This is a genomic window from Lactonifactor sp. BIOML-A5 (assembly GCF_009677585.1).
Taxonomy (GTDB): Bacteria; Bacillota; Clostridia; order Lachnospirales; family Lachnospiraceae; genus Lactonifactor.
In genome coordinates, this window is record NZ_WKYV01000020.1 from 36522 (window position 1) to 57738 (window position 21217).

Here is a 21217-nt window from a genome sequence, read left to right on the forward strand (position 1 = left end):
CATGGCATTTGAAAGTTTAACCGATAAACTACAGAATGTGTTCAAGAACTTAAGAAGCAAAGGACGTCTCACGGAAGCAGATGTAAAGACGGCTCTCAGAGAAGTTAAGATGGCCCTTCTGGAGGCGGATGTCAGTTATAAGGTAGTCAAACAGTTCATGAAAGCCGTACAGGAACGTGCGGTGGGACAGGATGTTATGACCGGACTGAATCCCGGACAGATGGTAATTAAGATTGTGAATGAAGAGCTGGTCAGACTTATGGGAAGCGAGACCACAGAGATTGCATTCAAACCGGGAAATGAGATAACGGTGCTGATGATGGTGGGACTTCAGGGGGCCGGCAAGACAACTACGACGGCAAAGCTGGCAGGAAAGCTGAAAGCGAAGGGAAAGAAACCTCTGCTGGTGGCCTGTGACGTATACCGTCCGGCGGCTATCACACAGCTTCAGGTGAACGGTGAAAAGCAGGGTGTTGATGTATTTGCCATGGGCGACAAGCAAAAACCTGTGAATATCGCCAAAGCTGCTCTGGAATACGCTAAGGTTAACAGTTATAATACCGTGCTCATTGATACCGCCGGACGTCTTCATATTGACGAGGACATGATGGCAGAGCTGGAAGAGATTAAGTCAAGCCTGACTGTGGATCAGACCCTGCTCGTGGTGGATGCCATGACAGGCCAGGATGCGGTGAATGTGGCCGAAACCTTCAGTGAAAAGGTAGGTATAGACGGAGTCGTACTCACCAAACTGGACGGTGATACCAGAGGCGGTGCCGCACTTTCCATTAAAGCAATCAGCGGAAAGCCCATTTTATATGTGGGTATGGGAGAAAAACTTTCCGATCTGGAACAGTTTTACCCGGAGCGGATGGCTTCCAGGATTCTGGGGATGGGGGATGTCATGAGCCTCATCGAAAAAGCCCAGGCCAACATTGATGAAGAAAAAGCAAAGCAGATGGAGCAGAAGATTAAGAAAGCTTCCTTTGGTTTTGATGATTATCTGGAAAGTATGAACCAGATGAAGAATATGGGAGGTATCTCCAGTGTTCTCAGTATGCTTCCGGGCATGAGCGCACAGATGGGAGATATCGAGAGTATGGTTGACGAGAAAGAGCTGGCCAGAAAAGAAGCCATGATACTTTCCATGACTCCTCAGGAGCGGGCCAACCCCGATATCCTGAATGTATCCAGAAAGAACCGGATCGCCAGAGGCGCCGGGGTGGATATCAGTGAAGTTAACCGTATGGTAAAGCAGTTTGAACAGGCAAAAAAGATGATGAAGCAGATGCCCGGCCTCATGGGAGGCAAAGGCGGCAAAAAATTCGGTAAAAGAGGCGGCTTTAAGCTACCCTTTTAGATATATGGAAAAAAACAAAGGAGGTGAAAGATAAATGGCAGTTAAAATCAGATTAAGAAGAATGGGACAGAAAAAGGCTCCTTTCTATAGAATCGTTGTTGCGGATTCCAGATCCCCGAGAGACGGTAAGTTCATCGAAGAGATCGGAACCTACGACCCAACTTGTGACCCAAGCGTATACAAGGTAGACGAAGAGGCAGCTAAGAGATGGTTAGCAGACGGTGCACAGCCTACTGAAACCGTAGGTAAGATCTTCAAAATGGCTGGTATTGAAAAATAAGGGTCTCGGAGGTGTGTGATGAAAGAACTGGTAGAAGTAATTGCAAAGTCTCTGGTAGAACATCCTGAAGAAGTTGTTGTAACAGAAACAGAAGAGGATGATTCTGTTTTAGTAGAACTGCGCGTGGCACCCTCTGATATGGGCAAGGTAATTGGCCGTCAGGGGCGGATTGCCAAAGCACTTCGTACTGTAGTAAAAGCCGCATCTTCCAAGAGTGATAAAAAGGTTGTTGTAGATATTCTGCAGTAGCCAGGTGTCAATTGGAGACGGAGAATGAAACAGGGGACAGGGATGATAAGATCCCCGTCCTTCTTTTTTCTTTCTATACAGGACAGGGAAAACAAAGGAACAGGTATATAATATGGAAGAATTATTACAGGTAGGGGTGATCTCTTCCACCCACGGAATCCGCGGAGAGGTAAAGGTATACCCCACAACTGATGATGTGAATAGATTTAAAGAGTTAAAAAATGTAATTCTGGATACTGGAAGGGAACAGATTTCCCTTGAGATCCAGGGGGTCAAGTTTTTCAAACAGTTTGCAATCCTGAAGTTCAAAGGAATAGACACAATCAATGAGATAGAAAAATATAAAGGGAAAAGCCTCTGGGTTACCAGAACAGATGCACTGCCGCTGGGGGAGGATGAGTATTATATTGCAGATCTCCTGGATATGAAGGTGTATCTGGAGGACAGCAGCTTTTTCGGAATCTTAAAAGATGTCATGGAGACCGGCGCCAATGATGTCTATGTCATAGAGACAGAGGATGGGAAGGAAGTGCTGGTACCTGCGATTCATGACTGTATACTGAAAGTAGATGTAGAGAACAGGAGGATGGAGATCCATCTCCTGGAGGGTCTGCTTTAGAGGCTTAGGAGGGTAAGATGAAGTTTCATGTATTAACCTTGTTCCCTGAGATGATACTTCAGGGGCTTAATACCAGTATCACAGGACGGGCCATAGACAGCGGATATATCTCTCTGGAAGCTGTGAATATCAGGGATTTTGCTGAAAATAAGCATAACCGGGTGGACGATTATCCCTATGGAGGGGGAGCGGGCATGGTAATGCAGGCGGGTCCTGTCTGCAAAGCTTTCGAGTCTGTAGCCGGGAGTATGGAGAAAAAACCAAGGGTGATCTATCTGACACCCCAGGGGAGCGTATTTACCCAGGCAATGGCAAAAGAGCTGGCCGGGGAGGAAGAACTTGTATTTTTGTGCGGCCACTATGAGGGAATTGACGAGAGAGTGCTGGAGGAGATAGTGACAGATCCGGTTTCCATAGGAGATTATGTTCTGACCGGAGGAGAGCTTCCGGCTATGGTTATGATAGATGCCATATCCCGTCTGGTACCCGGTGTGCTGAGCAATGAGGAGTCTGCACAATTTGAATCCTTTCAGGACAACCTGCTGGAGTATCCCCAGTACACTCGTCCCGCCGTGTGGAGGGAAAAAGAAGTGCCTCCGATCCTTTTGTCCGGCCACCACCAGAATGTGGAAAAATGGCGGAGGGAACAGTCAGTGATCCGCACGGCCAAAAGAAGGCCGGATCTGCTGAAAACGGCGGAGCTGACCTTGTCCGAGCAAGAGTTGGCTGAAAAAATACTTGCAAAAAAAGAAGATTTATAGTATAATTACTAGCGTTGTGAATAAAAGAGATGGTCCTCTGTTACGAAAGGTATTAAGAACATCCAAATGAGTTAAGGAGAGAAAACAAATGAACGAAATCATTAAGAACATCGAAGCTGCTCAGATGAAAGCAGAAGTGCCTGAGTTCAACGTAGGCGACACAGTAAGAGTACACGGCAAGATCAAAGAGGGTAACCGCGAGAGAGTCCAGGTATTCGAAGGAATCGTAATTAAAAAGCAGGGCGGAAGCGTAAGAGCAACCTTTACTGTAAGAAAGAATTCCAACGGCGTAGGCGTGGAAAAGACATGGCCGCTGCATTCTCCCAACGTAGTAAAAGTAGATGTAGTGCGCAGAGGTAAGGTAAGACGTGCGAAACTGTACTACTTGAGAGATCGCGTAGGAAAGAGAGCTAAGGTAAAAGAATTAGTAAAATAAGAAGTAAGATAACAGGGACAAATACATCAGGTATGTGTCCCTGTTTCTGAATTATGAGGAAAATGCTTTGAAGAAAAAACTATTTGCCGGTTCAAAAGGTACAACAGAGAATAAAAAAATGAAGAGCATCCTTCTGTGGGTGTTTGAGATCGCCGTGGTTCTGGTTCTGGCTGCTGTTGTTTCTATTTTCTTCTGCCAGAGCATTGTCATGCAGGAGGGATCTATGGAGCCCACCCTGGCCACCCAGGATAAGATTCTGATCAATAAAGTGATTTATAAGATAAAAGAGCCCCAGAGAGGGGACATTATTGCCTTTAAAAACAGCCCGGAGGATCACGCCAGCATTCATATTAAAAGAGTGATCGGTCTCCCCGGGGAAAAGATCCAGATTAAGGACGGACAGATCCTGATTAACGGAAAAACGTATATGGAAAAAAAGGATTTTCCCCAGATATCAAACGGAGGTCTGGCCGAACAAACCATCACCCTGGGAAAAGATGAATATTTTGTGTTGGGTGATAATCGGAATAACAGTGAGGACAGCCGGTACGGCGATGTGGGAAACGTAAAGAAAAAATATATTGTAGGAAAGCTGTGGTTTGTAATTTCCCCTCGGAGCAAATTCGGCTTTTTGGAGAGCTGAGAGGAGAAACACTGTATGAATTTTCAATGGTATCCCGGTCATATGACAAAAGCAAAGCGTATGATGCAGGAAAACATAAAACTGATAGACCTTATTATTGAGCTGGTAGACGCCAGAGTGCCTTTATCCAGCAGAAACCCTGAGATTGATGAGCTGGGAAAGAATAAGGCACGTCTTATCCTGCTGAACAAAGCAGATCTGGCGGACGAGCGCGCCAACGATGCCTGGATGAAATATTTTCAGGAAAAAGGATATTACGTGGCAAAGATAAATTCCAAAGCCGGGACGGGAATGAAAAGCCTGAACGGTATAATACAGGAAACCTGTAAAGAAAAGCTGGAGAGGGACAGACGAAGAGGCATTAAGAACCGCCCCATCCGGGCCATGGTGGTGGGAATCCCCAACGTAGGTAAGTCTACGTTTATCAATGCCCTTGCAGGAAAAGCATGCACGAAGACAGGAAATAAGCCTGGTGTGACAAAAGGAAAGCAGTGGATCCGCCTGAACAAAGGAGTGGAGCTTCTGGATACACCGGGAATTCTCTGGCCCAAGTTTGAAGATCAGACGGTAGGGCTTAAGCTGGCTATAATTGGCTCCATCAAAGACGAGCTCCTGAATATTGAGGAACTGTCGCTGGAACTGCTGGGGTTTCTTGGAGATAAGTATTCCGGAGCTTTAAACAGCCGGTATGAGATTGAAGAGTCCCCGGACAGACTGCATATGCTCAATGAGATTGCGGAGAACAGAAAATGCCTGAAGAAGGGCGGAGAGCTGGATTACCCAAAGGCTGCCGGTCTGATCCTGGATGACTTCCGAAGCGGCAAAATCGGGCGGATTACTCTGGAATTCCCTGTGGAACAGACAGGAGAGGCACAGGAACAGTGAGGTTTAGCAGATGAGAACAGTAGGAGAAATTAAGGCGGAATTCGCCGCTGCAGGGGAGGAGCGGAAAAGAGAGCTCTGCGGAATCTATGGGGCGGACCCCAGGGCCGGAGTGAAGGCTCTGATTCAGAAGGTTAAAAAAGACGGGGAGAAGCTGGAAGCAGAGAGGGCGAGGACACGCCTTATGAGTGTATACGAAGATAAATACGGGGATCTGGGACTGGTCTGCGGTATTGATGAAGTGGGAAGAGGACCTCTGGCCGGCCCTGTGGTGGCCGGGGCTGTGATTCTGCCCAGAGACAAGGAAATTCTCTGGCTGAACGACTCTAAAAAGCTTTCTGCTGCCAGGCGGGAGGAGCTGTACCATGTGATTATGGAGGAAGCGGTGGCGGTTGGCCTGGGAATGGCCGGTCCTGCCAGGATTGATGAGATCAATATCCTCCAGGCAACCTATGAGGCTATGCGTGAGGCGGTATCGAACCTGAAGGCGGTGCCCCAGATCCTTTTAAATGACGCGGTTACGATTCCGGAGATTATCATTCCTCAGGTACCGATCATAAAAGGAGATGCGAAAAGTATCTCCATTGCAGCCGCCAGTATAGTGGCAAAGGTAACCCGGGACCGGATGATGGAAGAATATGACCGGGTAATGCCGGAATATGATTTTGCCTCTAACAAAGGCTATGGATCCGCCCGCCACATAGAGGCTCTGAAACAGTATGGACCAAGTCCTATCCACAGACGGACTTTCATACATAATTTTGTATCATAGGATCAGGATTTGGAAATCACAGGAAGCGTATAGAACTATATGAGAGAAAACACCCGTAAAACCGGAACGCAGTATGAGGAGATTGCAGCCCGTTATCTCACAGACCAGGGATATCGAATCCTGGCAAAAAATTACCGCTGCGCTCTAGGAGAGATTGATATCATTGCCAGGGACGGCAGGTATCTGTGTTTTGTAGAGGTAAAATACAGAACCTCGGTGAGGCAGGGAGGGCCTCTTTTGGCAGTGAACAGCAGTAAACAGAGAAGAATCTGCAGGACGGCATGGTATTATCTGACAGGCAGGGGGATGGGAGAGTCCGTTCCCTGCCGTTTTGATGTGGTGGGAATCACGCCGGAGGAGATACTTCTGATTAAAGATGCATTTTCCTTCCATATATAAGAGCATGCAGGAGGATAACAGATGGTAGATTGGATTTGGAAAGACAGTCATATGCCCAGGATGCAGGTGCACGAGAAGAAAGGTGTCATATATCTTGGCTTTCAGGCACTGGAGGAGACTGGCCTGGTAACCCATGGGTTTACAACACGCTGGGGAGGAGTGAGCCGCGGTATTTTTTCCTCCATGAATCTGAGCTTTACGAGAGGCGATGATCCGGAGTCTGTGAGGGAGAATTATCACAGGATTGCAGATGCCGTGGGCTTTTCTTGTGATAGTATTGTCTGCACGGATCAGACACATACAACCAATATCCGTGTGGCGTCAGAGGAAGACAGAGGAAAAGGGCTTACGAAGGAGAAGGATTACAGAGACATAGACGGACTGATTACCAATGTTCCTGGGCTGGTTCTGACAACCTTCTATGCAGACTGCGTGCCCCTGTACTTTCTGGATCCCAGAAAAAAGGCCATTGGCCTGAGCCATTCGGGATGGCGGGGAACGGTGAACAAGATGGGAAAGGCAACGGTAGAGGCCATGACCAGGGAATATGGAACGGATCCTAAAGATATTATCGCTGCCATCGGACCTTCTATCTGCCAGGACTGTTATGAGGTAAGCGGGGATGTGGCGGATGCTTTTAAACGTGCATTTCCCCGTGAGACCCATTCAGGTATGATACAGGATAAGAAGAATGGAAAGTATCAGCTGAACCTTTGGAAAGCCAATGAGCTGGTGATGAGAGAGGCTGGGATCCCGGAAAAAAACATTTCTCTTCCCAATCTTTGCACCTGCTGCAATCCCCGGCATCTGTTTTCCCACAGGGCAAGCAAGGGAAAAAGAGGCAATCTGGCTGCCTTTCTGCAACTTCGTGATAATTCACAGTTCTAAAAAAATATAAATTTTATGTCAATCAGATATTAGGTCATAAGTAACAAAAATTCCATATTTATCCAGCGGGATATAGACTAACTGCATAAAAATTTCTAAAATGTAACAAAATGTTACGCACATGTTACAAAAATGAAGAAAAACGCTACCTTTTATTAAAAAAGTGTGATATAATGATTCCACGTTAGAAAAGTATGGGAGATTTATTTATGAAGAATAAAAAAATAATGAGCGTATTTTTGGCTTCCTTGATGCTGACAGGCTCTGTACTACCCTGCTACGCCTCTACTCAGGATAAAATCTCTGATACCAAGGCGCAAAAGCAGGAGACACAATCCACGCTGAACCAGACAAAAGATAAGATCAGCAATCTGGAAACCAAAAAAGGTGAATTAGAGAATTATTTGACAGACTTGAATCAACAGCTTTCTGATTTGAGCGACAGTCTTTCGGAGCTTCAGGACAAATACGAGGACAAGCAGAAAGAGCTGCAGGAAGTGGAAAAAGAGCTGGAGGCTGCAAAGGAATTAGAAAAAGAGCAGTACGAGGCCATGAAAGTCCGCATCCAGTACATGTATGAGAAGAATAACTCAAGTTATATAGAAGTACTTTTTGCCGCTGAGAGTTTTACAGATTTTCTGAACCGGGCAGATAATATTGCGCAGATGTCACGCTATGACAGGGACAAGCTGGCCGAGTATGCGGAAACAAAGGAACAGATTGCCCAGCAGGAAGAGAAAGTAAAGACAGAACAGCAGGCAATTGAGACCCTTCAGCAGGAGAGTACGGCAAAGCAGGAAGAAGTGGAAGAACTGGTGGCTTCTACTTATGATCAGATTAATACATATGCCGGTCAGATTACAGAATCTGAATCTGAGGCAAAAGCGCTGCTGGCTAAAGTAAACAGCCAGGAGGAAACTTTGAACGGCCTGTTAAAACAGGCAAAGGATGAGGAGGCCGCCGCCGCTCTGGCAGCCAAGAAACAGGAACAGGCTTCCAAGGAAGCCGTACAGACCGCATCCGTCAAGGAGAGCAGCGCGTCCAATAAGCAGCCATCCAAAGAGGAAAGCAAAAAAGAAGACACCGAAAAAGAGAATACTTCCAAAGAGGAGAGCAAAAAAGAAGAGACAGCAAAAGAGGATTCTTCGGAGGAAAGCAGTTCTTCTTCCAATTCCTCACAAGGGGAGTATTTAGGTAAATTTAAATTAACTGCCTACTGTAACTGTGAACAGTGCTGCGGGCAGTGGGCCAACGGACTGACAGCGTCAGGAACCACACCTTCTGAGGGCAGAACCGTAGCAATGGGCGGAGTTCCCTTTGGGACAAAGCTATTGATTAACGGCAATGTATATACCGTAGAAGACAGAGGTACCGCATACGGGCATGTGGATGTCTATATGAATAACCATTCCGATACCTATGGATTTGGTGTGAAATACGCTGATGTTTACCGCCTGAATTAATCATTGCAACGTGTGAGACGTAAAAAAAGAACCGCTTCAAAGGCGGTTCTTTTTTGCTTATTTTTCCCGTTTTAGCAGCTGATTGATTTTCTTAGTGGTGGAGCGAACCTTTTCCACGGAAACATCGTGGTTCAGAGTATCCATAATGCTTGCCAGGTATTTGCTCATATCAGCTTCAAGATAGTAAGGGCGTTTTAGCACCTCAGGGTTTCTGTAATTCAGATTCGTTGTGATTACTTTGGAGATATACCCCTTTTCATAGTATTCGTCGAACTTTTCCATGCCGTTGGTAAAGAGGCCGAAGGTAGTGCATACAAATACCCGCCCGGCTTTTCTTTCTTTCAGCTGTTTGGCTACATCCAGCATACTTTCCCCGGAGGATATCATGTCGTCAATGATGATTACATCTTTTCCCTCCACGGAATCTCCCAGGAACTCATGAGCGACGATTGGATTTCTGCCGTCTACCACTGTGGAATAGTCTCTGCGCTTATAGAACATGCCCATGTCTACCCCAAGAATGTTGGAGAAGTATACGGCTCTTGGCATGGCCCCCTCGTCGGGGCTGATAACCATCAGATGATCGTTGTCCATGTGGAAGTCTTCCACACTGGAGGTGAGGGTTTTCAGGAACTGATAGGTGGGCATAAAATTGTCAAAGCCTGACAGAGGAATGGAATTCTGTACCCTGGGATCGTGAGCATCAAAGGTTATGATGTTGCTCACTCCCATATTCACTAATTCTTCTAATGCCAGCGCGCAGTCAAGGGATTCCCTTTTGGAACGGCGGTGCTGTCTGCTTTCGTACAAAAAGGGCATAATAACATTAATACGGTGTGCTTTCCCTGTTGCGGCAGAAATCATGCGTTTCAGATCCTGATAATGATCGTCCGGTGACATATGATTTTCATAGCCGCACACCTTGTAGGTAATGCTGTAATTGCATACGTCTACCATAATGTATAAATCTACCCCTCGGATAGATTCCTTGTACTGGCCCTTTCCTTCCCCGGTACCAAATCTGGGGCATTCGCAGTCCGCAAGAAAAGAGTCCTCGGAGTAACCGTGCAGTGTCACCCCTGATGTATTGTGAGCAATAAGCTCTTTCCGAAATTGAACCAGATAAGAATCCACCTGTGATGCCAGTTCCCTGCAGCCGGCCAAAGCTGCAATCTTTAAAGGTGCAACCGGAATGGATTTCTCCAGTAAGCTGATATCAACCATAATAACCTCCGACAGTTTGTGTGTTATTTTGACAGAATTACACTATTTTGTCATACTATAGTAGTTATATCATCAGTGACTTGCCCCCGTCAAGGAAATTATTGCTTTTTTACTACAAAGTTGGTATGATATAAAAGATGAAAGGTCGAGTAAATTATGAAAAAAACAAAGCATATAATCCGGCAGATTGCCGGAGACAGTATAGCAGAAGAGATGAATCTGGAACCTATGGATGAGGTGCTGGCCATCAATGGACAGGAGATAGAAGATGTATTTGATTACCACTACCTGGTAAATGATGAGTATATAGAACTGTTGGTGCGAAAGGCTGACGGGGAGGAGTGGCTGCTGGAAATAGAAAAGGATGCCCAGGAGGATCTGGGGATTGAGTTTCAGAACAGTCTGATGGATGATTACCGTTCCTGCAGGAACCGGTGCATTTTCTGCTTTATTGACCAGATGCCGCCTGGAATGCGGGAGACTCTTTATTTTAAAGACGATGATTCCAGGCTTTCCTTTTTGCAGGGCAACTATGTAACCCTCACGAACATGAGTGACCACGATATTGACAGAATTATTCACTACCATCTTTCTCCTATAAATATATCATTTCAGACAACAAATCCCGAACTTCGCTGTAAGATGCTGAATAACCGTTTTGCCGGGGACATTTTTTCCAAGGTAGACAGGCTGTATGAGGCCGGTATAGAGATGAATGGGCAGATTGTGCTCTGCAAAGGGTATAATGACGGCAAGGAGCTGGAAAAAAGCATCGGGGATCTGGCTGAGTACCTGCCCCATCTGCGCAGTGTTTCGGTGGTTCCTGTGGGACTCAGCCGCTATCGGGAGGGGCTTACCCGGCTGGAACCGTTTCAGCAGGAAGATGCTGTCCGGGTACTGGAAACTGTTCACCGGTGGCAGAAGAAGCTGTATGATGCATACGGACTGCACTTTATCCATGCAAGCGATGAATGGTATCTTTTGGCAGGAGAGGAGCTCCCCCCGGAAGAACGGTACGATGGATACCTCCAGCTGGAAAATGGAGTGGGAATGCTCCGGCTGTTGGAAGAAGAGGTAACAGAAGCCCTTGAGAGCCGGGAAGGCGACGGCAGAGAGAGGCATATCTCCATTGCCACCGGAAAACTGGCCTATCCTCACATCTGCAGACATGTGAGGAGCCTTAAGAAAAAATACCCCAATGTAATCTGCAGCGTATATCCGGTGACTAATTTTTTCTTCGGAGAGAGCATTACGGTGTCGGGTCTTCTCACTGGTCAGGATCTGAAAAAACAGCTTACGGGCCGGAATCTGGGAGAAGAACTGCTGTTGCCCTGTAATATGCTGCGAAGCGGAGAGAATGTTTTTTTGGACGACGTGACTGTAGAAGAACTGGAAGGGACCCTTCAGGTTCCTGTAAGTGTGGTAGACACTCAGGGCGCAGACTTGGTGGAGGCGCTTCTGGGAGAGACAACAGGAAGAGAACATAGAAGGAGACAAATATATGAGCAAACCAATAGTAGCAATTGTGGGACGCCCTAATGTGGGCAAATCAACGCTGTTTAACGCCCTGGCAGGCCAGAATATATCAATAGTAAAGGATACCCCCGGGGTTACCAGGGACCGTATCTATGCAGATGTCAGCTGGCTGAATCATGGATTTACCATGATTGATACCGGAGGGATTGAACCGGAAAGCAAGGATATCATCCTGTCCCAGATGAGGGAACAGGCGCAGATTGCCATTGATACGGCGGATGTGATCATATTTATAACCGATGTGCGACAGGGACTGGTGGATGCCGACGCAAAGGTGGCGGATATGCTCCGCAGAAGCGGCAAACCCGTAGTTCTTGCCGTGAATAAGGTAGATAATTTTGACAAACTGCTCATGGATGTATATGAGTTTTACAACCTTGGAATCGGGGAGCCATTTCCTATCTCGGCATCTTCCAAGCTGGGCCTGGGAGATATGCTGGATGAAGTGGTACGCCACTTTGAGGAGGAAGAGGAAGAAGAGGAAGAGGACGACATCCCAAGGGTTGCTATTGTAGGCAAGCCCAATGTTGGGAAATCCTCCATTATTAACAAGCTGCTGGGACAGTCCAGAGTGATTGTCTCAGATATTGCAGGAACCACCAGAGATGCTATTGACACGAATATTATGTGGCAGGGGCGGGAATATATCTTTATAGACACAGCAGGTCTCCGAAGAAAGAACAAGATCAAAGAAGAACTGGAGAGATACAGCATTATCCGCACCGTGACTGCAGTTGACCGGGCGGATGTGGTGATTGTGGTCATTGACGCGGTGGAGGGGATCACGGAGCAGGATGCGAAAATCGCCGGGATTGCCCACGAGAGAGGAAAAGGGATTATCATTGCTGTCAATAAGTGGGACGCAATAGAGAAGAATGATAAGACCATATACAAATATACCAGTAAGGTAAGGGAATTCCTCTCGTATATGCCCTACGCGGAACTGATGTTCATCTCCGCGGAGACCGGCCAGAGACTGCCTAAGCTGTTTGATACTATTGATATGGTGCTGGAGAACCAGACTCTCCGGATTCAGACAGGGGTGCTCAATGAAATAATGGCAGAAGCCATTGCTCTGCAGCAGCCGCCTTCCGACAAGGGAAAACGGCTGAAGCTGTATTACATTACCCAGGTGTCGGTGAAACCGCCTACTTTTGTTATTTTTGTGAACGATAAAGAACTGATGCACTTCTCCTATACCCGTTATCTGGAAAATAAAATAAGGGAAGCTTTTGGATTCAGAGGAACCTCTCTGAAATTTATTATTCGAGAACGGAAAGAGAAGGAGTAAGGAAATCATGGTACGTATCATTTGTCTGGCAATCGGTTATGTGTTTGGGCTGTTTCAGACTTCTTATATTTACGGAAGAATGAACGGCATAGATATCCGGGAGCATGGCAGCGGGAATGCAGGGACAACAAATGCCCTGCGGACCCTGGGGAAAAAGGCTGGGATTATTACCCTGCTGGGAGATTGTTTTAAATGTGTGTTTGCCGTACTTCTTGTACGGGCTATCTTTGGGAGCAGCCATCCGGATACCATACGGCTGTTGGGAATGTATGCGGCGGCAGGCTGTATTCTTGGACATAATTTCCCTGTGAATCTGGGATTCCGGGGAGGGAAGGGGATTGCCGCCTCTGTGGGACTGGTGGCATCCTTTGACTGGAGAGTGTTACTTATTGCAGCAACCGTGTTTTTGGTTCTGTTTTTTACGACGCACTATGTATCTTTGAGCTCCCTGACCGGCTATCTGGCATTTTTAGGGAGTACGCTGGTTATGGGACAGATGGGACTCTTCCATATGCCTCAGGCGGAGCTAAGGGAGCTGTATGTGGTTGTGGCGCTTTTGGCATGTCTTGCCTTCTACCGCCACAGGGAAAATATTGTAAGGCTGATCAGGGGAACCGAGCGAAGGACCTATCTGAACAGTAAGAGTGAAAAGTAAAGGGGTGATCATATGGCAAAAATCAGTGTACTTGGAGCGGGAAGCTGGGGAACTGCACTGTCTGTCCTGCTGTGCGACAACGGACATGAGGTGATCCTGTGGTCCAGGAAAAAAGAGGAGGCAGATGAGCTCAGGGAGAAGAGAGAACATGTGTCAAAGCTTCCCGGAGTGAAGCTTCCGGACAGCATGAGGTTTACTTCTGAACTGGAAGAGGCGCTCCCGGGCAGAGATCTTCTGGTTATGGCGGTTCCATCCATCGCGGCCCGGGGACTGGCCCGCAGGATAAGTTGCGGGCTGCCGGAGGGACAGCTGATTGTAAATGTGGCCAAGGGAATTGAGGAGGAGACGCTTCTTACCTTGAGCGAGCAGATTGAAGAAGAAATCCCCCAGGCTGACGTTGCGGTTTTATCCGGCCCCAGCCATGCCGAGGAAGTGGGGCGCAAACTCCCCACAACCTGTGTGATTGGTGCGCACCACAAGGAGACTGCCGAGATTCTCCAGAATATTTTTATGAGTCCCGTATTCAGAGTCTATATCAGCCCGGACATCCTGGGAATTGAGCTGGGAGCGGCGCTGAAAAACGTAATTGCCCTGGCGGCAGGAACTGCAGACGGACTTGGTTACGGCGACAATACAAAAGCAGCTTTGATTACCAGAGGGATTACAGAAATATCCCGTCTGGGCATTGCTATGGGAGCAAAGGCAGATACCTTCTACGGCTTGTCCGGAATCGGGGATTTGATTGTAACCTGTGCCAGTGTCCACAGCAGGAACCGGAAGGCCGGCTATCTGATCGGTCAGGGGAAAACCACGGAACAGGCTATGGAAGAAGTGAAAATGGTGGTGGAAGGCGTGTATTCCGCAAAGGCTGCCATGGGGCTGGCAGAGAAATATCAGGTGGAGCTGCCCATTATTTCCCAGGTTAATAAAGTGCTCTTTCAGGGAAAATCCCCCGGGGAGGCGGTTCAGGAGCTGATGCTTCGGGATAAGAAAATAGAGTCCTGGGACAGCAGGTGGGAAGAAAAGGTGAATTGACAATGAAAGACGGTGTATCCGCAGATGCACCGTCTTTTAATGTCCGAAAACTTAGATTATTATTTCGTTAGGATTTCATATTGGCCCAGGAGATCTTCAGGGATGCTGGCAGTGCGCTGCTGGCGGTCCAGAGCGTTCAGCGCCTCCATTTCTTCCGGGGTGAGGGAGAAGTCAAAGATCTGTGCATTGCTGTAGATGCGATCTTTTTTCGAGGATTTGGGAATGACGGATATGCCCTGCTGTACAGACCAGCGAAGACCGATCTGGGCTGGGGTTTTGCCCCGGCGGACGGCGATTCGGGCGACAGTCTCTTCGTCTAAGTAGGCCCCTCGTGCAAGGGGAGCGTATGCCTGTACCGCGATGTGGTGTGCGCGGCAGTAAGAAAGCAGCTCCGGGTGATTGAAAAGCGGGTGGAATTCTATCTGATTCACGGCGGGTACAATGCCGCACTGCTCGTTCAGCTTTTCCAGATCCTGAACAGAAAAGTTGCTTACCCCGATGGATTTGGCGCGGCCTGAACTGTATATCTTCTCCAGCGCTTTCCAGGTAGCGATGTAACAGCCCGCCACCGGCCAGTGAATCAGATAGAGATCCACGTATTCCAGCCCCAGGCGTTCCAGGCTTCGGTTAAAAGCTCCTTCTACGTCGTTCATACGCTGGGCGTTATTCCAGACCTTGGTGGTTACGAATAATTCCTCGCGCTTTACGGAAGCAGCTTTGATTCCCCGTCCCACACCTTCTTCGTTTTTATAGACAGAAGCGGTATCTATGAGGCGGTATCCTGCCTCCACGGCCCAGCAGATGGCGTTCTCTACTTCGTTGTTCCCGGTTGCTTTATATACTCCTAAGCCCAACATCGGCATTTCTCTTTCGTTATTCAGTATAATTGAATGTGTTTCTAAGGACATACCATCCCTCCTTATATTATATTCTTGTGCAGTATATCACAAAATTATGAAAGAAATGATAGGTATTTATTAACTTTTTAATAAATCCATGGTACTATGAGGGTGGATGGCCGGTGCAGAGTAATTGCTGCACCGGAATGCATTTGCAGCAAAGGAGGCTGTCTATGAGATTTTTTCATATCGCAGACTTACACCTGGGAAAGAAACTTCTGGGGGAAAGCCTGCTGGAGGACCAGAGAGACATTCTGGAGAAAGTATTACTGGAGATAAAAAAGGAACGGCCCCAGGGCATTTTAATTGCCGGGGACATTTATGATAAAAGCATTCCCTCCGGGGAAGCCGTGGTACTGTTTGATTCTTTTCTGGAAAGGCTGGCAGAAGCCGGTCTTGACATATTTATCATCAGCGGAAATCATGATTCTCCTGAGCGCCTGGACTTCGCCAGAAACCTTTTGGCTAAGAATAAAGTGCATATTGCAGGGGGATTTAAAGGAGAGCTTCCCCATACAGTGCTCTGTGACGAGCGGGGGGAGCTCACTGTGTGGCAGATGCCTTTTATCAAGCCGGCAGCGCTCAGACCTTACTTTGAAGAATCCCCTGAGACGTATGAGGAGGCGGTACAGGCGGTGCTTCGGACGGCTGAGATTGACAGCGGGAAAAGAAATATCCTTTTAGCCCACCAGTATGTGGTGTGGCAGGGGGAAAAGCCTCTTCCCTCAGACTCTGAGCAGCTGTCGCTGGGGGGGCTGGAACAGGTGGATGCCTCCTGCTTTGACGCTTTTGATTATGTGGCTCTGGGACATATTCACAGGCCGCAGAAGATTGGAAGACCGGAAGTGCGGTACGCAGGTTCTCCTCTGAAATATTCATTTTCAGAGGTTCATCATAAAAAGGCAGTTACGGTCGTAGATATAGAGGAGAAAGGACAGGTATCCCTGCGGAAGCTGCCTCTTTCGCCGCTTCACGAGATGGCTGTTCTCAGGGGAACAATGGAGGAGCTGACCGGGGAAGCGTACAGAGAGTACCGGAACGGTTATTATCTCTCGGTCGTTCTGACAGACGAACAGCCGGTGGAACAGCCCGTAGAGAGGCTCAGGGAGTATTTTCCAGGGCTTCTGGAATTTGCCATTGATAATGCAAGGACAAGGGAGCGAAAGGAGAGCGGCCTTAAGACGGAGCAGATTTTACTGCGCACGCCCCGGGAATTATTTCAGGAGTTTTATAAGAAGCAGAACCACGTAGAAATGTCTCCGGCGGAGAATAGGATTCTAGAGGAAGTGCTGCAGAGAGTAGGAGAACATGTATTATGAAACCCACAGAACTGATGATGCAGGCCTTCGGGCCGTATGCTGACCCTGTAACAATTGATTTTACACCCTTTTACCGTCAGGGTTTGTTTTTAATCAGCGGCGATACGGGGGCAGGAAAAACTACTATTTTTGACGGAATTATGTATGCCCTGTACGACGAAACCAGCGGCAGCAGCAGAAAAGCGGAAAATCTGAGAAGTGATTATGCGGACAGCAAAACCCTTACCAGGGTCCGTCTGAAGTTTTTGCACAAAGGCAGGGAATACGAGGCGGAGCGGTACTTTTCAGAGACACGGCGGGCAGAGGCAGTCCTTACGCTCCCTGACGGCAGCGTGATTACCGGAAAGAAAAATGTGAATCAGGCTGTAGTGGATTTGCTGGGGCTGGATTACCGGCAGTTTAAGCAGGTATCTATGATTGCCCAGGGCGAATTTTTGGATCTTCTCTTTGCCAGAAGTGATGTGCGGGGCGAAGTGTTCCGCAAGGTGTTCCGCACGGAATATTATAAAACAGTATCTGACTTGTTAAAGAGTATGGCTGCGCATGCCAGGGAAGAGGAACGGTATCGGCAGGAAAGAAAAAAACAGGTGCTTGAAGGGCTCCCGGCGTCTCTGGGGGAACTCCCGGAGGGGGAACTGGCCCAGGGTCTGGAAGAACTTCTGGAAAAGAACCGGAAAAAAGACCAGAGGCTGAAAAAAGAAGAGGGGATGCTGGAGCAGAGGAGGGAACAGCTGCTTCGGGAATATGAGCGGGTCAAGCTGGAGAATCAGGAACTGAAACGGCTTGGAGAACTGCGGGAACGGCTGGAGGGCAAGAAAGAAGAGGCGGTTCTCATGAAAGCACTGGAGAAGAAAAGAAGAGACGGGCAGAAGGCCGTGACGTATGTTAAGCCTCTGCTGGAACAGCATGAGCAGAGAATCGCCGAGCTGGAGGGTCTGCAGAGTCTGTATGGTGAGTTCAAAGAGAGAAAAAAAGAACTGGAGAAAGAAAAAAAGAACTGGGAGAGGATGGAAGAGCTGAAGGAGCGGCAGGAAAAGGAAAAGCAACTTCTGGAGGATATGGAACAGCAGCTGGATTACTGGAAAGAAAAGGAGACAGAGGCCAGGGCTGTCATAAAACTGGAAGAGGATCAGGCCGCACTGAAGGAAGAGCTGGAACAGAGGATTGGTGAAGTGAATCAGAGCTCAGTAAAGTATGAGAACTACAGGGCTGATTTTCTGAAAAGCCAGGCCGGAATCCTGAGCAGAACCCTGCGGGATAAAAGTCCCTGTCCCGTGTGCGGCTCTCTGGAGCACCCCGCGCCCGCGCCCCTTCTGCATAAGGATGTGAATGAGGAAACCCTGAGGAAACTGGAAGCCAAAAAGGACGCATTGCAGAAAAAAATGCAGGAAACCTTTCACAAATGCGCTCTGAATCAAAAAGAGTGGGAGATGCGAAAGGGCCAGCTGGAGCAGGTGCAGGGCCTTGGAAGAAAGAAGGACGGCGGGGCTATGCTCCCCTGGATCCAGAAAAAACTGGAAGAACAGCAGGTCAGGATAACGAAACAGAAATCCAGGATCCGAAGTGATGTCCCTGAGAGCAGAGAGATAAAGAACCATCTGGAAGAGACTACAAATGAATACCATCTGTGTCTGGGCCGCCTGGCAGAGCAGGAGAAGATGCTTCCCCAGGCCAAAGAGGCTGTAAAGTGCTCCAGACAGACGTACATGAACCAAATAAAAAAACAGGGCTTTGGAAGTGAAAAAATTGCCAGAGAGGCTTTCTGCACCCAGGAAGAGCTGGGAGAGCTGGAGAATACGGTCCGCAGATATCAGCAGGAGATGCAGGAGCTTCAGGTGCAGATCCGCAGTCTCGGAAAACGGCTGCGGGGCAAGATGTACCGGGAAGAGGATTATTACCAGAAAAGTCTGGGGGATATGGACAGCCAGAGGAAAGCAATTTCCAGAGAGAGAAAGCAGATTTACAATGACATACGCCAGCTGACGCAGCTGGAGAGGCAGCTGGAACGCCTTGAGGAAGAGAGCAGAGGCAGTGAGGAATACCGGATAAGCCTTCAGACCCTTTCCGATACGGCCAACGGCACGTTAAACGGCAAGCCTAAACTTTCCTTGGAACGGTACGTGCAGTCTGCCTATTTCCGGATGATTGTGGCAGAAGCCAATATAAAGCTGGAAGGAATGACCAATGGCCGCTATGAACTTTTGGTCAGAGAGGAGACCAGCAACCGGCAGAGTCAGATTGGCCTGGATTTGGATGTGTATGATTACAATACAGGAAAGGTCAGAACCGTGAAAACCTTGTCCGGGGGCGAGGCTTTTAAAGCAGCTCTGGCTCTTGCGCTGGGAGTGTCGGCTGTGATTCAGAGCTTTGCCGGGGGTGTATGGGTAGAGACAATTTTCATTGATGAAGGATTCGGAAGCCTGGATCAGGAATCGCTGGAACAGTCCATAGCCACTCTGGCCACCCTGGCCGACGGCAACCGGCTGGTGGGGATTATTTCCCACGTTAATGAGCTAAAAGAGCGCATTGATAACCAGATACAGGTACTCAAAAGCAAAAAAGGAAGCAGAATCCGTTAGTTTGTTAATTGATAAACAAAGTAAAATTGGATATTTTTAGTTTACGTCAAATTGTTTAGAAATAAAAACAATATTAAGATTTTTTTATAAACTTTCCAATAAGAATTTCTTGCTAAATATTTGGAAACAAGTTATAATGAAAACAATTGATAAATAATTGTCACAAAGTTTGTCTTGAGTGGATTTAGCTATGGAAAGGAGAACATAAGACATGCATTTAGTGAAAGACGAGAATGGTCATGTTATATCTCATGCACATGATGGTGAACATACTCATGAACATGTTCACGCTGATGGAAATGTTCATACTCACGAACATACGCATGAAGGGGAACATGACCATGTTCATGCTCATGGATGTGATTGCAGGAATGAGAAATGCAATGGCAGCTGTGCAGATGAGACTGCAGCTTTATTGAACTATATGCTTCAGCATAATCAGCATCACGCGGAGGAACTGGATCAGATGGCCAAAAATCTTCGCAAATTAGGCATGGAGGACGCAGCCAGAACCATTGAAGAGGGCGTTGCGGACTTCCAGAAGGGCAATATGCGCCTGAGCCTTGCACTGACACTGGTAAAAGAGCATCAGAAGGAGGCATAATTATGTGTTTGGCAACTGTACAGAAAAGTGATGACACTGTGATCTGCAGAAACATCAGCCGTATTGATGTGGACGGGGATAAAGTGATCCTGCGGGATATCATGGGAGAAGAACAGGTGATAGAAGGCAGGATTCTTATGGTAGACCTGGCTAACAGTATTGTTAAGCTGGACTGCCGGTAGCAGCACGGGCTTTTGGGCGAAAGCCCTGAAGATAAAAGCAAATCATTAAAAGAGAGTGGAGGATAAAAGATGGAGAACAGATTATGAAGGTGTAAAGGAACAGCGACGTAGGACGTGCAGGGGGAATCAGCTGGTACCGCTGTAAGAGGATGGGCGGTATCCGGGGATGCCATCTGTATGCATGGAACAAGTCCGAAGCTGTCTCACAAAACTGCGGCGACGCAGGGGTGGGAACAGTCCGGGACAGAGACTAGATTAGATAGAAATAGGAGGTGCCCGTAATGGCACATGTAATTGCTGTAGCCGGTAAAGGCGGTGTGGGAAAGACAACTTTATGCGGATTATTAATCCAGTATCTGGGGGAAAAGGGAAAAGGTCCTATTCTCGCTGTGGATGCGGATGCCAATTCCAATCTGAATGAAGTGTTGGGAGTAGAAGTGGAAGCTACACTGGGAGATGTGCGGGAGGAGATTGCGCAGGCAGAGCTTGCAAAAGAGAATCCGATTCCTGCAGGTGTCTCTAAAGCGGATTATGCGGAATTTAAGTTTAATTCTGCACTGGTAGAGGATGACGATTTTGATCTGCTGGTGATGGGAAGAACCCAGGGGAAAGGGTGTTATTGTTATGTGAATGGCCTTCTCCAGGCTCAGCTTGCCAAGTATCAGAAAAATTATCCTTATATTGTAGTGGACAACGAGGCAGGTATGGAGCATATCAGCCGCGGAGTGCTTCCAAGCATGCAGACCGCTATCCTGGTCAGCGATTGTTCACGGCGTGGTGTACAGGCGGTTGGCCGGATTGCAAAATTAATTGAAGAATGCGGCATGAAGCCTAAGACCATCGGTTTGATTGTCAACCGTGCACCGAATGGAGAACTGAATGAAGGCACAAAAGAAGAGATTGAAAAGCAAGGGCTAACTCTTCTTGGTGTGGTACCACAAGATGAGAGCGTATATGAGTACGACTGCGACGGAAAGCCAACAGTTGAACTGCCTGAAAGCAATCCGGTAAAGAAGGCTCTGCGCGATATTGTGGACAAATTAAACCTGTAGTATTTGGAAATTCCCCTCTTGCAAGGTGAAGTAATTGCTGCTCTGTGTGAGAGAGGTTTTTTTAAACAAAACAATAACCCCTGGGGGCG

Annotated in this window: 23 protein-coding genes; 21 read left to right on the forward strand and 2 right to left on the reverse strand. The window is 47.7% G+C overall.

The window, feature by feature from the left end; all coding sequences use genetic code 11:
* The first annotated feature begins 1 nt into the window (after window position 1).
* The 12 genes from ffh to GKG41_RS15345 all read left to right on the forward strand — a co-directional run bounded on the left by ffh (window position 2) and on the right by GKG41_RS15345 (window position 8752).
* Window positions 2-1360 (forward strand): signal recognition particle protein, encoded by a 1359-nt coding sequence (gene ffh / locus GKG41_RS15290; RefSeq protein ID WP_154260172.1) that lies wholly within the window; start codon window positions 2-4, stop codon window positions 1358-1360.
* Window positions 1361-1394: 34 nt separating this feature from the next.
* Window positions 1395-1640 (forward strand): 30S ribosomal protein S16, encoded by a 246-nt coding sequence (rpsP, locus tag GKG41_RS15295; RefSeq protein WP_072852957.1) that lies wholly within the window; start codon window positions 1395-1397, stop codon window positions 1638-1640.
* Between the two features lie 18 nt (window positions 1641-1658).
* On the forward strand, window positions 1659-1889 hold the full coding sequence (locus tag GKG41_RS15300) for a KH domain-containing protein (protein WP_154260174.1): 231 nt from the start codon (window positions 1659-1661) through the stop codon (window positions 1887-1889).
* 112 nt (window positions 1890-2001) lie between these two features.
* Window positions 2002-2508 carry a ribosome maturation factor RimM gene (gene rimM / locus GKG41_RS15305; protein WP_154260176.1) on the forward strand — a complete coding sequence of 169 codons (507 nt, stop codon included), beginning with the start codon at window positions 2002-2004 and terminating at the stop codon, window positions 2506-2508.
* 17 nt (window positions 2509-2525) lie between these two features.
* Entirely contained in the window at window positions 2526-3269 is a 744-nt protein-coding gene (gene trmD, locus GKG41_RS15310) for a tRNA (guanosine(37)-N1)-methyltransferase TrmD (protein WP_154260178.1), read from the forward strand.
* An 88-nt stretch (window positions 3270-3357) separates the two neighbouring features.
* Window positions 3358-3705, forward strand: coding sequence for a 50S ribosomal protein L19 (rplS, locus tag GKG41_RS15315; protein ID WP_072852965.1), 348 nt, complete (start codon window positions 3358-3360; stop codon window positions 3703-3705).
* Between the two features lie 67 nt (window positions 3706-3772).
* Entirely contained in the window at window positions 3773-4348 is a 576-nt protein-coding gene (gene lepB, locus GKG41_RS15320; RefSeq protein ID WP_154260181.1) for a signal peptidase I, read from the forward strand.
* Between the two features lie 15 nt (window positions 4349-4363).
* Complete coding sequence (gene ylqF / locus GKG41_RS15325; RefSeq protein WP_154260182.1) at window positions 4364-5233, forward strand: ribosome biogenesis GTPase YlqF; 870 nt, start codon at window positions 4364-4366, stop codon at window positions 5231-5233.
* 10 nt (window positions 5234-5243) lie between these two features.
* Entirely contained in the window at window positions 5244-6002 is a 759-nt protein-coding gene (locus GKG41_RS15330; RefSeq protein ID WP_154260184.1) for a ribonuclease HII, read from the forward strand.
* 39 nt (window positions 6003-6041) lie between these two features.
* On the forward strand, window positions 6042-6401 hold the full coding sequence (locus tag GKG41_RS15335; protein WP_154260186.1) for a YraN family protein: 360 nt from the start codon (window positions 6042-6044) through the stop codon (window positions 6399-6401).
* A 21-nt stretch (window positions 6402-6422) separates the two neighbouring features.
* Entirely contained in the window at window positions 6423-7289 is an 867-nt protein-coding gene (pgeF, locus tag GKG41_RS15340) for a peptidoglycan editing factor PgeF (RefSeq protein WP_226902584.1), read from the forward strand.
* Between the two features lie 209 nt (window positions 7290-7498).
* Window positions 7499-8752: a hypothetical protein gene (locus GKG41_RS15345; protein ID WP_154260188.1), complete on the forward strand. Its 1254-nt coding sequence runs from the start codon at window positions 7499-7501 to the stop codon at window positions 8750-8752.
* Window positions 8753-8809: 57 nt separating this feature from the next.
* On the opposite strand, the gene GKG41_RS15350 is transcribed toward GKG41_RS15345, so the two are convergent.
* The gene (locus tag GKG41_RS15350) at window positions 8810-9976 is read right to left on the reverse strand and encodes a ribose-phosphate pyrophosphokinase (protein WP_154260190.1); all 1167 of its coding nucleotides are present in this window, start codon (window positions 9974-9976) and stop codon (window positions 8810-8812) included.
* A gap of 156 nt (window positions 9977-10132) precedes the next feature.
* Here GKG41_RS15350 and GKG41_RS15355 point away from each other — a divergent pair, with 156 nt between their 5' ends.
* The 4 genes from GKG41_RS15355 to GKG41_RS15370 are packed head-to-tail and all read left to right on the forward strand — an operon-like array spanning window position 10133 to window position 14493.
* Window positions 10133-11515 carry a DUF512 domain-containing protein gene (locus GKG41_RS15355; protein WP_154260193.1) on the forward strand — a complete coding sequence of 461 codons (1383 nt, stop codon included), beginning with the start codon at window positions 10133-10135 and terminating at the stop codon, window positions 11513-11515.
* The gene (gene der / locus GKG41_RS15360; protein WP_154260195.1) at window positions 11478-12803 is read left to right on the forward strand and encodes a ribosome biogenesis GTPase Der; all 1326 of its coding nucleotides are present in this window, start codon (window positions 11478-11480) and stop codon (window positions 12801-12803) included. Before GKG41_RS15355 ends, der begins: the two co-directional genes overlap by 38 nt.
* A 7-nt stretch (window positions 12804-12810) precedes the next feature.
* On the forward strand, window positions 12811-13458 hold the full coding sequence (gene plsY, locus GKG41_RS15365; protein WP_154260198.1) for a glycerol-3-phosphate 1-O-acyltransferase PlsY: 648 nt from the start codon (window positions 12811-12813) through the stop codon (window positions 13456-13458).
* Between the two features lie 12 nt (window positions 13459-13470).
* Entirely contained in the window at window positions 13471-14493 is a 1023-nt protein-coding gene (locus GKG41_RS15370) for an NAD(P)H-dependent glycerol-3-phosphate dehydrogenase (RefSeq protein WP_154260200.1), read from the forward strand.
* A 59-nt stretch (window positions 14494-14552) separates the two neighbouring features.
* On the opposite strand, the gene GKG41_RS15375 is transcribed toward GKG41_RS15370, so the two are convergent.
* On the reverse strand, window positions 14553-15401 hold the full coding sequence (locus tag GKG41_RS15375; protein ID WP_154260202.1) for an aldo/keto reductase: 849 nt from the start codon (window positions 15399-15401) through the stop codon (window positions 14553-14555).
* Window positions 15402-15565: 164 nt separating this feature from the next.
* Here GKG41_RS15375 and GKG41_RS15380 point away from each other — a divergent pair, with 164 nt between their 5' ends.
* From GKG41_RS15380 to GKG41_RS15400, 5 genes are all read left to right on the forward strand, one after another.
* The gene (locus GKG41_RS15380) at window positions 15566-16711 is read left to right on the forward strand and encodes an exonuclease SbcCD subunit D (RefSeq protein ID WP_173015619.1); all 1146 of its coding nucleotides are present in this window, start codon (window positions 15566-15568) and stop codon (window positions 16709-16711) included.
* Window positions 16708-19290, forward strand: a complete 2583-nt coding sequence (locus GKG41_RS15385) for an SMC family ATPase (RefSeq protein ID WP_154260206.1) — start codon at window positions 16708-16710, stop codon at window positions 19288-19290. The genes GKG41_RS15380 and GKG41_RS15385 overlap by 4 nt, the downstream gene beginning before the upstream one ends.
* A gap of 211 nt (window positions 19291-19501) precedes the next feature.
* On the forward strand, window positions 19502-19894 hold the full coding sequence (locus GKG41_RS15390) for a cobalt transporter (protein ID WP_154260209.1): 393 nt from the start codon (window positions 19502-19504) through the stop codon (window positions 19892-19894).
* Window positions 19895-19896: 2 nt separating this feature from the next.
* Window positions 19897-20076 (forward strand): CooT family nickel-binding protein, encoded by a 180-nt coding sequence (locus tag GKG41_RS15395; protein WP_154260211.1) that lies wholly within the window; start codon window positions 19897-19899, stop codon window positions 20074-20076.
* A 281-nt stretch (window positions 20077-20357) separates the two neighbouring features.
* On the forward strand, window positions 20358-21128 hold the full coding sequence (locus tag GKG41_RS15400; RefSeq protein ID WP_154260214.1) for an AAA family ATPase: 771 nt from the start codon (window positions 20358-20360) through the stop codon (window positions 21126-21128).
* The last annotated feature ends 89 nt before the right edge of the window (window positions 21129-21217 follow it).